The organism is Wolbachia endosymbiont of Ctenocephalides felis wCfeJ, from assembly GCF_012277315.1.
In the GTDB taxonomy this organism is placed as follows: domain Bacteria; phylum Pseudomonadota; class Alphaproteobacteria; order Rickettsiales; family Anaplasmataceae; genus Wolbachia.
Genome location: NZ_CP051157.1, coordinates 776,146 through 790,434, shown reverse-complemented (window position 1 = coordinate 790,434; position 14,289 = coordinate 776,146). Strand labels below are relative to the sequence as shown.

General features: G+C 35.9%; 15 protein-coding genes and 1 tRNA gene. 8 read left to right on the top strand and 8 right to left on the bottom strand.

What is annotated here, in order from left to right; all coding sequences use genetic code 11:
* Positions 1 to 25: 25 nt before the first annotated feature.
* The 5 genes from terL to HF196_RS03840 all read right to left on the bottom strand — a co-directional run bounded on the left by terL (position 26) and on the right by HF196_RS03840 (position 5,364).
* Entirely contained in the window at positions 26 to 1,558 is a 1,533-nt protein-coding gene (terL, locus tag HF196_RS03860; RefSeq protein ID WP_168455893.1) for a phage terminase large subunit, read from the bottom strand.
* A 115-nt stretch (positions 1,559 to 1,673) separates the two neighbouring features.
* Complete coding sequence (locus HF196_RS03855) at positions 1,674 to 3,161, bottom strand: DegQ family serine endoprotease (protein ID WP_168455892.1); 1,488 nt, start codon at positions 3,159 to 3,161, stop codon at positions 1,674 to 1,676.
* 3 nt (positions 3,162 to 3,164) lie between these two features.
* Complete coding sequence (gene hflC / locus HF196_RS03850; RefSeq protein ID WP_168455891.1) at positions 3,165 to 4,037, bottom strand: protease modulator HflC; 873 nt, start codon at positions 4,035 to 4,037, stop codon at positions 3,165 to 3,167.
* Positions 4,038 to 4,039: 2 nt separating this feature from the next.
* Positions 4,040 to 5,074 carry an FtsH protease activity modulator HflK gene (gene hflK, locus HF196_RS03845; protein WP_168456287.1) on the bottom strand — a complete coding sequence of 345 codons (1,035 nt, stop codon included), beginning with the start codon at positions 5,072 to 5,074 and terminating at the stop codon, positions 4,040 to 4,042.
* Positions 5,075 to 5,148: 74 nt separating this feature from the next.
* Positions 5,149 to 5,364, bottom strand: a complete 216-nt coding sequence (locus HF196_RS03840) for a hypothetical protein (protein ID WP_168455890.1) — start codon at positions 5,362 to 5,364, stop codon at positions 5,149 to 5,151.
* A gap of 164 nt (positions 5,365 to 5,528) precedes the next feature.
* Here HF196_RS03840 and HF196_RS03835 point away from each other — a divergent pair, with 164 nt between their 5' ends.
* The 6 genes from HF196_RS03835 to HF196_RS03810 all read left to right on the top strand — a co-directional run bounded on the left by HF196_RS03835 (position 5,529) and on the right by HF196_RS03810 (position 8,003).
* Positions 5,529 to 5,705 (top strand): hypothetical protein, encoded by a 177-nt coding sequence (locus HF196_RS03835; RefSeq protein WP_168455889.1) that lies wholly within the window; start codon positions 5,529 to 5,531, stop codon positions 5,703 to 5,705.
* Positions 5,706 to 5,714: 9 nt separating this feature from the next.
* The gene (locus HF196_RS03830) at positions 5,715 to 5,975 is read left to right on the top strand and encodes a hypothetical protein (protein WP_168455888.1); all 261 of its coding nucleotides are present in this window, start codon (positions 5,715 to 5,717) and stop codon (positions 5,973 to 5,975) included.
* Positions 5,976 to 6,028: 53 nt separating this feature from the next.
* Positions 6,029 to 6,799, top strand: a complete 771-nt coding sequence (locus tag HF196_RS03825; RefSeq protein ID WP_168455887.1) for an actin-bundling T4SS effector WalE1 family protein — start codon at positions 6,029 to 6,031, stop codon at positions 6,797 to 6,799.
* 203 nt (positions 6,800 to 7,002) lie between these two features.
* Positions 7,003 to 7,338, top strand: a complete 336-nt coding sequence (gene cutA, locus HF196_RS03820; RefSeq protein ID WP_168455886.1) for a divalent-cation tolerance protein CutA — start codon at positions 7,003 to 7,005, stop codon at positions 7,336 to 7,338.
* Positions 7,329 to 7,403 (top strand) — tRNA-Gln (locus HF196_RS03815). Before cutA ends, HF196_RS03815 begins: the two co-directional genes overlap by 10 nt.
* Before the next feature lie 135 nt (positions 7,404 to 7,538).
* The gene (locus HF196_RS03810; RefSeq protein ID WP_246198525.1) at positions 7,539 to 8,003 is read left to right on the top strand and encodes a hypothetical protein; all 465 of its coding nucleotides are present in this window, start codon (positions 7,539 to 7,541) and stop codon (positions 8,001 to 8,003) included.
* A 287-nt stretch (positions 8,004 to 8,290) separates the two neighbouring features.
* Here HF196_RS03810 and HF196_RS03805 read toward each other — a convergent pair whose 3' ends face one another.
* From HF196_RS03805 to HF196_RS03795, 3 genes are all read right to left on the bottom strand, one after another.
* Positions 8,291 to 8,794, bottom strand: a complete 504-nt coding sequence (locus HF196_RS03805) for a protein-disulfide reductase DsbD domain-containing protein (protein ID WP_168455884.1) — start codon at positions 8,792 to 8,794, stop codon at positions 8,291 to 8,293.
* A gap of 319 nt (positions 8,795 to 9,113) precedes the next feature.
* Positions 9,114 to 10,763: a chaperonin GroEL gene (gene groL, locus HF196_RS03800; RefSeq protein ID WP_168455883.1), complete on the bottom strand. Its 1,650-nt coding sequence runs from the start codon at positions 10,761 to 10,763 to the stop codon at positions 9,114 to 9,116.
* Between the two features lie 100 nt (positions 10,764 to 10,863).
* Complete coding sequence (locus tag HF196_RS03795; protein ID WP_174855524.1) at positions 10,864 to 11,145, bottom strand: co-chaperone GroES; 282 nt, start codon at positions 11,143 to 11,145, stop codon at positions 10,864 to 10,866.
* A gap of 154 nt (positions 11,146 to 11,299) precedes the next feature.
* On the opposite strand from HF196_RS03795, the gene ygfZ reads away from it, so the two are divergent.
* The gene (gene ygfZ, locus HF196_RS03790; protein ID WP_168455881.1) at positions 11,300 to 12,172 is read left to right on the top strand and encodes a CAF17-like 4Fe-4S cluster assembly/insertion protein YgfZ; all 873 of its coding nucleotides are present in this window, start codon (positions 11,300 to 11,302) and stop codon (positions 12,170 to 12,172) included.
* A gap of 668 nt (positions 12,173 to 12,840) precedes the next feature.
* Positions 12,841 to 14,196 carry a hypothetical protein gene (locus HF196_RS03785; RefSeq protein WP_168455880.1) on the top strand — a complete coding sequence of 452 codons (1,356 nt, stop codon included), beginning with the start codon at positions 12,841 to 12,843 and terminating at the stop codon, positions 14,194 to 14,196.
* Positions 14,197 to 14,289: the final 93 nt, after the last annotated feature.

Here is a 14,289-nt window from a genome sequence, read left to right as displayed (position 1 = left end):
GGATGTTAGAGTGTATTCAATTGGCTTACCACCACTTATCAGGACCAAAATCCCGAATTCTTGGAATGCTGATGTTGATTTCCCTCACCCACTGCAGGTATTGCACGGTACTGTCGACTTGATCATCATGGCGAGCTTCTGGAAACATTAAAATTTCACACTCAAAATCATTGAGCCATACTGCTTGCTGCGGCAAAAAAACCCTCCCAGACTCTATAATTGGAACAATCTGGTGGAATCGAGTGAGCTTATCACCGTGTGGCATTATCTCAATAATTGGTAAATCACTACTTACCTTGAGTTCTTGCACCAGTTGCTGACCACTTGCTTTTGTTTCAATCAAAATTGCATGCGGCGCCCATCTTGCTGCTAAGAGCAGAACTTGCTCCTTAAGCTTTGGGTACTCAAGCTTTGCGCGATATACATCAAGTAAATAAAACTGATTGCTTACTCTCGTCCAAGTGGTACAGACACTAAAGTTGCTGGTATTATTTGTTGAAACTGCAGTGTCCCAACTTTGGGTTATATGCAAGAGATCATCAGGAAAGTTTCTATAGTGCTTCAGCCACTCTGTTTTAATTATACCACTTGAAAGCGGTATAGGATTTTGCTGATATTGAGCCGCAAAGGCATAACTTCCAAGTTCAGCTTTTATCATTTCAACTTCTTCTTTTCCTTCATCTAGAGGATATAGCAACTGACCTTCTTCTCTTGAGTATAAAGGTGGTGTCATTCCAGCACATGATACTGGAGCCCAGTCTTTATTATGTAACTGTTTGGTGTATTCATTTGTGGCTAAATTTTCTGGACCACAGTCTCTGAGCACTGGGGCAACTGGAGGTATTGAAATGACATCAGTATAATTATGCATTGAATAAATAATCTCATTATTTTCAGAAATCATCGGTAAACATACATGATGCCATATGTTTTTTGGCTTAGAGAGAAGGTGCTCAGTTAAATCCTCCTGATGTAGCCTATGCATTACAAGGACGATTACTCCTTTTTTTCTATCATTGAGCCTTGTTACTAACGTTTGATCGAACCAATTTGTGGCACGCTTTCTAAGCGTCGCGCTCAAAGCTTGAGCAGGACTTAGCGGATCATCCACGATGATGAAATCACCACCTTCGCCAGTTAACGTTCCTCCAACAGACGTTGCGATTCTGTATCCTCTCTGCACTGTTTGAAACTTATATTTAGTATTTTGCTCTTTAGATAGTTCTACCTCCGGAAATAACTCTTGATACCAATCCGATTGCATTATACACCTGGTATCAAGCGAGTGTTTTTCGCTGAGCAATTGAGAATAACTCGCAACTATTATTCTTGCAGTTGGCTGATTTCCCAGTATCCATGCGGGCCATGCGACACTGATGCACATAGACTTCATCGAACGTGGAGGCATATTGAATATTATTCGCCTCACTTTGCCAGCGATTGCTGCTTCCAGGCTGTCTGCTATAACTTTTATATACTGATAATCATTATATGTACATCCTGGCACTACCGTTTGAAAGCACAGTTCAATGAATTTTAGGAAGCTAACTTTATTCATGACCTTTGTATATATTTTAATGAGTAAGATATAGATCTTGATCTGTTTGTGAAGAAGCTGGAGTGCTACAGCAGCGTGTTCATGACGCTGCTGTCTTGTAGATTTAGTAAATGACTTACTTTTTTAACTTTACTGAAGTAAAAAACTGATTTCCATTGCGGTAAATAAGCAACATTATTGCTCTTTCACTACCTTTCTCTTTTGCTAAATTTATTTGATTTTGAAAACTTTCAACGTTTTCTACATCAACCCCATTCATCTGCATAATAATATCTCCTTTTTTAAGGTCACGTAATGTAGGATTCCTATGAATATCTACATTAGTAATTATTATGCCCTTTGTAGGAGCATCACTTTTGCCTTCCTTTGACTCTTTTGGCAGATCTGAAATGGTTAAGCCAGCTATATAATCAGATGTCGACGCATTTTCTTCTTGATTGTTGTCTTGGTTATCACTTGCAGACTCTCCAATAACAACCTTAATGTTAACTTCTTTGCCTTTTCTCAATAACTTAATTGGCACTTTCCTTTCAGGCTCAGTTCTTGAAACCATATAAGGTAATTGTGTCATTCTCTCAACTTTTTTGCCGTCAAATTCTAGTAATATATCACCTACTTTAATTCCTCCTTTTTCTGCGGGACTATCTTTTACTATATTTGCAACTAACGCACCTTTTGTCTCTTTTAAACCCAAGGATTCTGCAAATTCTTTTGTGATAGGCTGAACTTGTACACCAAGCCAACCATGTTTTATCTTTTTGCCACTTTTTAATATGTCAATAATTGATGTAGCTAAGTTAGAGGGTATAGCAAAGCCTATACCTACGTTGCCGCCAGACTCAGATGGAGAATAAATAGCGGTATTAATACCTATAACCTTTCCTTTTAAATCAAACAATGGCCCTCCTGAGTTGCCTCTATTGATTGCAGCATCAGTTTGAATAAACTCATTCGTGGTACCAATGCTAATATCTCTAGACCTTGCGGATATAATTCCTGTGCTGACAGAACTACCTAGACCAAATGGATTACCTATTGCCATAACCATATCACCAACCCTTGCTTTGTCAGAATCACCAAACGTCACAAAAGAGAGATCTTTGTCAGCCTTGATCTTAAGCACAGCAAGATCAGTTTTTGCGTCATAGCCCAAGACTTCTGCTTTGAAATAAGTGTTATCATTCATAGTGACTGTAATATCTTGAGCATTTTTAATAACGTGATAATTAGTTACGATAGTTCCACTTTTGTCTATAATAAATCCAGACCCAAGGAGCACCACCTCTCTGTTAATATTAGGACTCCTATCCATAAAAAACTGGTCAAATTGCTCAAAGAATTCTCTAAAACCATCAAAAAAATCATTTCTTGGTATAGAAGGAACTCTAACTCTGTTACTATTTTCCTGCTTGATAATCTGTTCGCTTGAAATATTTACAACTGCAGGAATAAGTTCTTCTACTAGATCAGCAAGTCCTTGATTACAATTGCATACAGAAACATTGGTGTCTGCAGCTTTTTTTGTACCCCAATCGAACATATCGGCATACAAAGAAAATGAGATCAAGAAACATACAAATATAGATAAAATCTTACTTCTCATAAATTATTTCCATCCCTTGTTCAAAATATCTAAGAAACTATTATTTGGTGAAAGTATAAATTTAGTGTTATTTCCAGCGAATGATTTATTGTAAGCGCTCATAGAGCGGTAAAAATTAAAAAACTCTTCATCAACCTTAAACGCCTCATTATAAATTCTGGTTGCTTCAGCATAACCACGCCCCCTTATTTCATGGGCTTCTTTTATTGCACTAGCAATAATTTCCCTCTTTTGTTTATCAGCTTTTGATTTAACTTCCTGCCCAGCTTGCTCACCTTCTGCTCTGATTTCTTTTGCTTCTTTCGCCCTTTCAGTTTGCATACGAAGGAATATTGCAGAACTATTTTCTTCTGGTAAATCTGCTCTCTTAATTCTTACATCTATTATTTCTATACCAAATTTTCTAGCTTCAGAATAAACTCCGCGCTGGATTAATTGCATAACTTCTGATCTCTTTTCATTTAACAAACTAATTAATGAAAATTTTACTATGTTTTCCCTTATGTGAGCTTCTATGATTGGATATAGCCTTCTGACTAAACCTGATTCGCTTCTCACAGCTTGGTAAAAAGTGATAGGATCCACTATTTTATATTTTGCATAGGCATCTACTATGATCCGTTTTTGGTCTGCAGTTATCACTTCTCTTGGAGTTTTATCAGGGCTTAAATCTAAAACTCTCTTATCAAGAAATTCTACGTTATTTATAAATGGCAGCTTAAAATATAAACCGCTTTCCTTAATATCTCTTACCACTTTACCCAATTGTATAACTATTGCTTGCTGCGTTTCTTGCACCACAAACATTGAATTGGATAAAGCGATCAACAGAATGACGAATACAGAAATAAAAGAAATTTTAATATTACTGCGCATAACTATTTTCCCAAATTTGCAAGAGGTAAATAAGAAAACATACCTTTCAGATCATCGGTTACAACAAATTTATCTACTTTACTGAAAATGTTTTCCATAGTTTCAAGATAGAGACGATTTTTAACCAAAGAAGGATTTCGCTTATACTCTTCATAGAGAGACAAAAAGCGATTTGCATTACCTTTTGCTTCATTTATTATTTCATTCTCGTATGCTTCTGCATCCAGTTTTATCTTTATTGCTTCACCTTTTGCTCGCGGTATAATATCATTACTATAAGCATACGCCTCGTTTATAGTACGCTCCTTATCCGCACGAGCACTTTGCACATCTCTAAATGAGCTAATTACTTTTTCTGGCGGGTCAATTTTTTTCATTTGGACAGATAAAATTTCTATGCCCATTTGGTATCCATCAAGAATCTGTTGCAATAAAGTTCTAGTGTCTATAGGAATTTCTTGTCTGCCTTGACCAAGTGCAAAAGAGATCGTATTTTTACCTATTATCTCTCTCATAGCACTCTCTGCAGCATTTTTAACACTAAAACCAGGTGTATAATCTCGCACTTTGAATAAATAATCCTTAGCATCTCTAACGCGCCACTGGACCTCAAAGTTGACGTTGACTATGTTCTCATCTCCGGTAAGCATCACACCTTCACCGCGGTCTGTGTCTCGTCCATAAGAGTTGCTGACTCCTATTTCTTCACGATTTACTTCCTTGACATTCACTTTAAAGACCTTGCCAATAGGGTAAGGGAAGTGATAGCGCAAGCCAGGTGTTTCTGTGTTAGAATATTTGCCAAAAGTAAGTTCTATGCCTTCTTCACTTGGATGAACAATATAGAAGCCAGTGCAAGCATAGAAGAACAAAATAACAAAAATAATTAAATAAGGCTTTTTGCCGCTGTTTCTTGTTAGGACATTAAAAAAGTACCTTATCTCGGATATAATTTTACTTAAAATATCTTCATTATTAGGAGTTTTATTCCTTATAGGTTTCTTACCCAGATTCCAAGGATTATTCTCATCAAACATAATGATTGATTCCATAACTAATACGCTAATACTACTTCTTTAGTAGGAAAATGCAAGACTATTTTATTTACGAATTAATTATCAGATTGGAGAACATGATCATACACTTCCTTTTCTCTATGCGATATTGTTGATTCTACAGAACTTTTTGGCTTTATTTTAAATTCGTTGTTGTTATTTTTGAGGTGCACCACGTCTTCATGATGGTTGTTATAGTAATAAAATGATAAAACTATTGTTGTTAAAACTGTAATAACAAAAAGTATAAATGTTTTTCTTGTGTACCTCATAAATACTTTAGCTCAAAGAGCCCTCACCTCTATTTTTCATGCTATCAATAAAGTATGTCAAGCATAACTATTCGCAAATAAATGAACCTGACAGTCACGTTAACACTAATTTAAGAATTTAGGGTGTACAATATTAATATATTTAATTAATAGTGAGGTTTAAAATGTCAAAGAATCAAGCAAATGAATTTACTAATGACAATAATCAAGGTCCTGTTGTAGCTCAAACTGCACATTCTTCTTTAGAGGATTCGTTAAAACAAGAAATACGATCATTAAAGAAAGAAGTGAAGTCATTAAAAGCGCAAAGCCGATGGAACAGTGGTATTATCGGGCTGTGAGTAATTGGCTTGATAGGTTACGCTATTGCAACTAACTGGTCAGCTTTTGCAGCTGCAGGAACAGCTACAGCCGCTGTATTGCCAGTAATTGGAATTGCAGTTGCAACAATAGTAGCAGCTACTGTTTTAGTTGGTGCTTCTTACTTAGCATGGAGACATAGGGCAGAAATAAAAGCAGGCTTCAAATATGCTGCAGAAAAAACAGTTGAAGGGGCAAGGTATACTGCTGGCAAAATTAAAGCTGGTACTATGCCGCTAAGGACTCGGTAAAAGAAGCTGCAAGTTCTCTGAAACAGGCAGCAAGAGAAGGAACTAGTTCTGCGTTGGAAAAAATAGGGGAAGGCGTTCAAAATTTGGGAAGGAAGATAAGTGATAGAGGTGCAAGCATATCTGATTTAGAGAGAATTCCGTATCCGAAACAAGAATCGCAAGGTGTTGTTTTATTAGGAAAGCGGGAACTTGATCCTGATCTCATTGATAGTAATAAAGATTTTCAGAAGGATTCTTCGCAATCTAACAGCTTATCAAGAAGCAGTTCAATGAGTTCACTGAATTCTAACAGTACTAATGGTAGCACAGCAGTATTGCCCAATCCTAAGGAGCATAAGGCAGTGAAAGTGCCTACTTCACTTTTGAACAAAATACCATCATGGTTTAAGGGTGACAAGAAATCAGGACAAACTGAAGTTAAGTATCAAGTTTTTCCTGAAGGCAGAAGCGCAGAAAATAGCACTTTTTATATTGATAATCCAATTTATAGTGCTGGTACAACTGCAACAGCAGCTTCTGGTGAGCAGTCTACTTTACCTGAAAGTGCTGATAAGACTGCAACAGTAGGAAAACAACCTTCTGGTAAGCAGCCTATTCAGGCGCCTGAAAATTCAGCTCGCAGTGATTCCCCTGATAGTGGAAGAGGTTTATCTGGTTCTTCTACACCAACCAGAAGTTCTTCCCTAGAAGACATAACTAAAGCTCATGCAAATTTGAAGAAAACAGGTCTTCGGAACAAACTGATGGAACAATCGCCTTCTTCACAAGTAGTAGATGTTAATAAGGACGTTGAACAGCAGAATAACCAACCACATGTGAAATAGTAAGAGAACAACTCCTGCTTTTTCCCAAAGGACGCTACTCGTTGAGTAACGTCCTTTTTTGTTTTTTTGACTAAACGTTTAGCCATAAGGCATTTCAGCATCATACGTTGAAATAACAGAATTTTAAAAGAAGCCCTTTCTATTTTCTCTTGATGAATAAATTTAAGTAAAGTATAGTAGCAATGCGTTTATGTAGATTATAAGTGAATAATTTAGTTTTAGTTTATACAACTTTTTCAAATGCCAAGGAGGCTAAGACGGTTTCTGAAGAATTGTTAAACGAGAAGTTAATTGTATGCGTGAACATATTTCCCGAGGTAAATTCTCTATATCTATGGGAAGGTAAAATTAACAATAGTTGTGAAGCAATAGCAATCATGAAGAGTAGAAGTAATCAAATTGATAAGATTGTGGAAAAAATCGAGGCAATGCATTCCTATGATCAGCCAGCTATTGTAATAATACCTATAGAAAAGACAAATAAATCTTTTACTAATTGGGTTAATAATGTTATTGATGTAAGCAGTATTGGGGTGTAGCCAAGTGGTAAGGCAGCGGTTTTTGATACCGCCATGCGAAGGTTCGAATCCTTCCACCCCAGCCACATTGAAGAGGGTGTAAAGTGATATCACTTTTCTACAGATTAAGGTTATTAAGTTATATACTGGGCAACTTAAAGGACATAGTTGTCAAGCTATTCCTCCTTATAATATATCTTTATGCCTCCAGCATTACGCTTATGTTTCTAAGCAATGGCTTTTGGTACGCTGTAGAATTTGGCTCTTTTAAAAATGCATTTTACCATTTGTTTCAATACTGTAAGTGGTATTATGACAACAGAGATGACTTGGGTTACGGGATTTTTTTTAGAATATTAGTAGCTTTTCTTGTTCCACACTTTCTTTATAAATTATTTCTCAGCACAGGATGGAAATCTTTTTTAAAGAAAAAGATAATACAGCTACTTAGGTTCATTATCAAAGGCAAAAGGAGCAGTAAATTAAATTATAGTAGTAAAGCAAATGGTAGTAGTTATAGCCATAGCAATGGTTATAGCAGTGAAAGTCACTATGATTATAAAGATGCTCAAGAAAAACGAGAGAAGGTAATGATGATAAAGCAGCTATTAGTACAAGATATAGAGGAAACTATAGATAAAAGACTAAACGATATCTTTTTTGGTGGAAGGAGCAAACCTCATTAAGTATATACATAGACTTTACCTGTTTTTTAGTTACGCTTTTTAGGATTAGCTGTATTTTGTTTTTTACATATGTCAGGTCGTAGCTAGCCAATATACACGTGTATATGTAACCTCGACCAAAGTCTGATAAGCCAAGAAATAGCTTTGTATTTTGCTACCAAGCTTTTTTTAAGTATCAGGTACTATTTCAGCGCTCCTTTTTTATCGTCTCATTTTCTTGATATTCTCGATATACATCTGCATGTCACGTGCTGGAGTGATAACTTACTAATTACTTCCTAAAGGCACTATTTTTCATACCATTCATTTATAAGTTTACTAACATCAGAATCTATAAAATCCCTTAGTGGTTGCCTGACTTTTATTTCGGCATTTTTGGGAATGCACCTATCTTTACATATTGCGTAATTTATATGGAAGGTAAGGTCAATGTATCCCTGATCCGACAGCACACTCATCTTGAAGGGAAATAATACCATATCCTTATATACGTTACTGACAAATATCACTCTCCCTACTTTATCTGTATGTTCTTTTGGAGTAGGCCAGTGAATATATATGTTTAGTTTGTTACCCTTGCAATCGAAAGAAGTGGGAAGACCGAAATCTCCAGGATCCTTATAGTATATATGCCACCCCGGCTTTATTGTAACCCTTATTGCACCTTCAAGAGTAAGGTTTGCTTCATTTACCTTACCAACAAGCAGATCAAATTTTGCAACTTCTTCGTCAGCATACAGTTGAGTATAAGTAAAAAGCAAAAATAATATTGAATATATATATTTTTTCATAAAGACAACCCTACCCTTCAGTATACGAAGGGAACAATTTAGATTTTACCTATTATAATAAACAACATTATATAAATTATTTATTAATATAATGCATGCTAATATAGGCATAACAACTCTAGAGTTTGCTAATTTTTGTGCTACCTTCCTGTCATTAGATAGCCAAGATATAAAGGGGATAAGCTACCATAGAAAATAAAACGACAGCACCTCTTTTATACAAAACCATTACAAATATTATCTTTGGAAAAGCAAAAATGAGATTTTTCAGAACTTGATGGGTGCCGTGGAGCAAGTTGCTCCACGGGGCTCTACTTACCTAGAATCCATTCATTCCACCCATGCCGCCTGCACCCATAGGAGATGAAGCGTTTTCATCCTTATTTGGTACATCAACTATCATAGATTCAGTAGTAATCAGTACGCTTGCAACAGATATCGCTGTTTCAAAAGCAATACGAACCACCTTCGCCGGGTCAATAACACCTGCAGTAAATGCGTTAGCATAATTCATAGCCTCAACGTTGTATATAAGCTCTTTATCATTCTGTTTAATCAAATGATCAATTATAACAGCAGACTCAAGACCAGCATTTTTGACTAATCTCTTGATAGGAGCACTGAGAACTTTCTTAATAATATTTATACCTATCTGTTCTTCATCACTCCCACCTTTCAGCTTATCAAGAACAAATGAAGTGTAAAGAAGTGCAACTCCACCACCTGGAACTATACCTTCTTCGATTGCAGCTCTTGTCGCATGCAATGCATCCTCAACCCTATCTCTACGTTCCTTTACTTCCACTTCAGTTGCTCCACCAACTTTTAGTACAGCAACACCACCTGACAACTTTGCTAAACGCTCCCTTAGCTTTTCTTTATCATAAGAAGTTGAAGTTTCAATTTGCGATTTTATCTGCTCAATTCTGGATTTTACTCTGTCAGAATTGCTGTTCTCGCTGACAACTGTAGTATTATCCTTAGTGATTTTAACATTTTTAGCAACACCAAGATCTTCAAGAGTCAGATCTTCCATCTTGATTCCAAGCTCGTCTTTTATGACATACTTAGCACCGGTTAAAGCTGCTATATCTTCAAGCATCTCTTTTCTTCTATCGCCAAAACCTGGAGCTTTGACTGCAGCAACTTTTAGACCACCACGCAATTTGTTGATAACTAAAGTACTTAATGCTTCACCTTCAATATCCTCCGCAATAATGAGTAAAGGTCTACCAGACTTAACAACAGCTTCAAGAACAGGAAGTAGAGGTTGGATAATATTAAGTTTTTTTTCGGTAATTAAGATATATGGATCATCAAGCTCCACAATCATTTTTTCATTGTTTGTAATAAAGTACGGAGAAAGATAGCCACGGTCAAACTGCATACCGGTAGTAAGCTCAACTTCCAATTCTTTTGAGCCCTTACTTTCTTCAACAGTGATCACACCTTCTTTTCCAACCTTTTTAACGGCATCAGCAATGCTACTGCCAATATCTCTATCACCATTTGCAGAAATGATAGCAACTTGCGCTACTTCATCTATTTTCTCCAAAGAAATTGTGCGGGACATCGATGCAATTTCCTTTAATACTACATCTTTTGCCTTCTGCATTCCGTTTTTGATACCAACACGATCGTTTCCGGCAGCAATTGATTTTGAAGCCTCCAATATCATGTTACTAGTTAGTATTGAGCACGTTGTTGTACCATCACCAACTTTATCGTTACATTGAGAACAGCTTTGAGCAAAGATGCTTGTTATTGCAGCATTTAATGGTTTTTCAGGCTTGATACCCTTCATTACCTTATAACCGTCTTTTGTAATTTCTGGTGCTCCATAGGGCTTATTAATCCCTACTGTTTTTCCTCTAGGCCCTGCAGTTACTGCTACTGTTGAGTCTACTACTGCTGCAACTTCACGAAAAGCTTCTTGCAACCGCTCGCCTGACACTACTATATTAGTCATTTTTATCACCTCTTGTTAATAAAAAATTCAGAAAACTATAATAAAATTATTTACAATGCACTATATTGTGTTTTGTTTAATTTAGTAAAAATAAAGGCCGCTACTTAACGACAGCAAGTATATCAGACTCTTTCATTACGATAAATTTTTCATCACCGTGCTCTATTTCCGTACCAGCCCATTGACGATAAAAGACTTTATCACCAGCTTTTACAGTCAAAGCCATGCGCCCACCACTTGAATTGCGTGAACCCTCACCAGTTGCTACCACTTCACCTTTAGTAGGCTTCTTTTCAGCACTTGATGGAAGTACAATTCCACCTTGCTTTTCTTCACTGATAGGTTTAATTAGAACACTATCATCCAATACACTTAAATTTATACTTGACATTTGTCTTTCCTCATCAACAAATTAACCTATAACTTTATATATGTACTTGTAAGCTCGATTTCAAGGGCTGAAACTTTTAAAATATAAGAAGACGAAACGTACCTAATATTATATAGTAAAATTTAGGTTTATTAACAGAAATTGCATGAGTTATATACCATTGCAAAGCCGTGGTGTAATAGTTTTATACGGACCAGACACGAGAGATTTTCTTCAGGGTATTATAACAAACGACATTAATAAATTAGATAGCCAAAAGGCTATTTACTCTTTATTGCTTAGCCCCCAGGGAAAGTATCTATACGACTTTTTCCTTATCAAACATGGTAAACATATCCTATTGGAATGTGAAAACACGTACTTACAGCAAATAATTGAGAAACTAGATTTGCTTAAAACTTACCTGAGAGTAAAGATTAAAGATGTTAGTGCACTCTATAAGGTTGGAGTTTTGTTTAATACAGAGCATCCCTCTGTCATCGAAGTAGCGGACACTGGAATCCAGCCAGCGTCACATACTGGAATAACACCAAGTCTACCGAATTCCAGCGTCACGCGCTGGAATGACATCGCTTTTCAAGATCCAAGGCACAAGTCTTTGGGAATGAGGGTCATACATAAAGATGAAATAAAGGAGCCAGTTGGAGATTTTGCTCAGTATGAGAAAGTGAGAATCCAAAATCTAGTCCCAGATGGAGCAAAAGACATGGTACAAAATTCGTCGTTTCCGCTGCAATATTTAATCGATAAGGTCAACGGAATAAGCTTCAATAAGGGATGTTATATAGGCCAGGAAGTTGTAAATCGAATGAGCAGACAAGAAACGTTTAGAAGAAAACTCTACCTTGTTGAGGGAAATAGCGTACTTCCAACCATTGGCACTAAAGTAATGAATGAAAACAATGAGGAAGTAGGAGAACTGCGCTCTAGTGTAGACAATATCGGACTTGCATTGCTTAATACTGGAAAAAGCCACTCAAGTTTATATGCTGATGGAGTTAAAATATCTGCATGTTAAGACATTGAGATCTATAGTTAAAGTCTTAAGGTAGTATACAACCTGACCAAAAAACAGAATTAAAAACCACTTGACAACCCCATAAATCCACTTATTATACAATTGAAGCTATTTATTTAGCTTCAATCTGTGCAGATTAAACGATGAAAGTATCACGGTTGGCGTCTTATGTTTAATTTTTTGCACTATGTGCACCTCATGTCTTTATTAATTTCACCTAGACTTCTAGGTTTTTCCCTATACAAGCTGAAACGCGCTTATAAGTCGTTCAAGACAGTATAGTACGCCAATTTGCAGGATTAGAGAGTGAGCAACTTCTACCACGGGATTTCTTTTGTCTTTTTCTCTGCTTAGTAAATTTCTTAACGTTTAAGTCAAGGTTAGTTGCAGTTTAAAAGCAGCTAGATTGCAGCGTTTAAGGCTAAAAAGATGCCAATGTTTTTGAGCAGATATTGACCAGGGTTTCTTTTGCCTTTTTTCTTGCTTGGTAAATTTCTTAACACCTACAGCTAAAGCAACTCAGGAGCACGTAGCATTGCAAGAAACGCCAGTTTAAATCAACTTTTTTTACTTGAGTTAGATCATGCAAGAAGTTCATCTACAGTAAGTAAAAATTAAATGTTAAGTTTTACACTTTTATCATGTAGCATTAGTGTTGAGGTAATATCATGGGTACAGCCAAAATTAGTAAATATCTATTTAATAGAAATAATAGAGCAAAAAAACAGTATGACGAACTGGTAGTTGAAAAAAATCTCTATACTATTTTAGGATTTAAAAGTGGAGAAGATTTTGAACATAAGACGAATAAATTTGTTAGTAAAAAAATTTGGCAATTATTCATTGATTGTTTTGCAAAAGAAATAGATTATGTCGGAACCAAGCAGGTTGTAGAAAACATTGTTTGTGACATTGCAAAGAGTGGTCGTGGCAATGCTTTCACCAAAACTAAGCATCTAATATTGAATGAAAAACAAGACAGTGAAAAGAGAAGGAAAGCAATAAAAGAAGCTATCGGCATTTTGAGGAAAGTCAGCCCGGAAAAAGCCTTTCATGAACTCTCAGCGATAAAAAAACAAGCTGAAGATTTTTTAAAAAATGCACAAGAAACCCAAGAGGAGGATCAAAAGAAAAGAGCAGAGCTAAAAAAGAAGTTCGTTGATAATACACAATCAACAAACATACTACCAACAACGGAAACAATTGGGAATTTCCGAAGAAGTCAAGAGGAACTTCTGCGTCAGTTTGGACTAGCTGGTCCTCAACTTTTTGTAGAAATCCTGAGATATATAAAAACACTAGAGAAATTGTCTGAAGTAAAAAAAGAAGAATTAATTAAGGACTTTTTATTAAGCCATATTAGTTCGTTCGATAAAACATGCCCAAAATCACACGGCAAAAGAGAAGATGCTATAGCAATACTGTCAAATAATGAGTTAAGAAGTGTTTATGATAAAGGTGTAGAAGAAGGAGTGCTATATCCAATAGCATCTTATAAAGAGTGCAAAAACCTGTTCGATAAAATGAACCAGGCGAAGGACGAATATGTAATTAAAAGAGAAGAGCTGGAAGTAAATCTAAGGGAAACAGGTAAGTCAATAGCCAGTATAATTAGTGAGATAATAAAACATAGGGAAGGAATTTTTAACTGTAAAGATTTGCAAAATTCTTATATACAGGAAAAGAAAGAACACCCATTTAGAGGTAGTGCATGTCAGAAAATGATTGATATATATCAAGAAAGAATTGCTGGATATCAGGAGAAAATTTGTCAGAATTTGACTCAAATAAGAGAAATACTCCAAGGCATACCGCAAGACATAAGAGGCGCGTATGATTTGAAAAATTTTGAGGAATTAATGGATAATATACATGAAGCAAAACAGGTTGATGAAAATTTTGATTCAGCTTTATCAAATATACAGAACAAATTAAATACTCCATTGGAAAAAATGAAAAATCCTTCAACAGAGCTAAAAGAAACCTCACATATTAATGGTAAAACTGAGGTAACACGGTTATAATTTATTTGACACTGAAGGCTGATGTAGTTATTCTAAGCCTAGTATACTGATACATGCCCATAGGGTGTCGTGCTACTTGGATAGTAGGAAAAA

Excerpts from the sequence above, each read along its gene's own strand:
- terL (WP_168455893.1), bottom strand. The coding sequence starts at position 1,558 with ATGAATAAAGTTAGCTTCCTAAAATTCATTGAACTGTGCTTTCAAACG.
- hflC (WP_168455891.1), bottom strand. The coding sequence starts at position 4,037 with ATGCGCAGTAATATTAAAATTTCTTTTATTTCTGTATTCGTCATTCTG.
- HF196_RS03855 (WP_168455892.1), bottom strand. The coding sequence starts at position 3,161 with ATGAGAAGTAAGATTTTATCTATATTTGTATGTTTCTTGATCTCATTT.
- HF196_RS03835 (WP_168455889.1), top strand. The coding sequence starts at position 5,529 with ATGTCAAAGAATCAAGCAAATGAATTTACTAATGACAATAATCAAGGT.
- HF196_RS03805 (WP_168455884.1), bottom strand. The coding sequence starts at position 8,794 with ATGAAAAAATATATATATTCAATATTATTTTTGCTTTTTACTTATACT.
- HF196_RS03810 (WP_246198525.1), top strand. The coding sequence starts at position 7,539 with ATGTTTCTAAGCAATGGCTTTTGGTACGCTGTAGAATTTGGCTCTTTT.
- HF196_RS03840 (WP_168455890.1), bottom strand. The coding sequence starts at position 5,364 with ATGAGGTACACAAGAAAAACATTTATACTTTTTGTTATTACAGTTTTA.
- HF196_RS03785 (WP_168455880.1), top strand. The coding sequence starts at position 12,841 with ATGGGTACAGCCAAAATTAGTAAATATCTATTTAATAGAAATAATAGA.
- groL (WP_168455883.1), bottom strand. The coding sequence starts at position 10,763 with ATGACTAATATAGTAGTGTCAGGCGAGCGGTTGCAAGAAGCTTTTCGT.
- hflK (WP_168456287.1), bottom strand. The coding sequence starts at position 5,074 with ATGTTTGATGAGAATAATCCTTGGAATCTGGGTAAGAAACCTATAAGG.
- ygfZ (WP_168455881.1), top strand. The coding sequence starts at position 11,300 with ATGAGTTATATACCATTGCAAAGCCGTGGTGTAATAGTTTTATACGGA.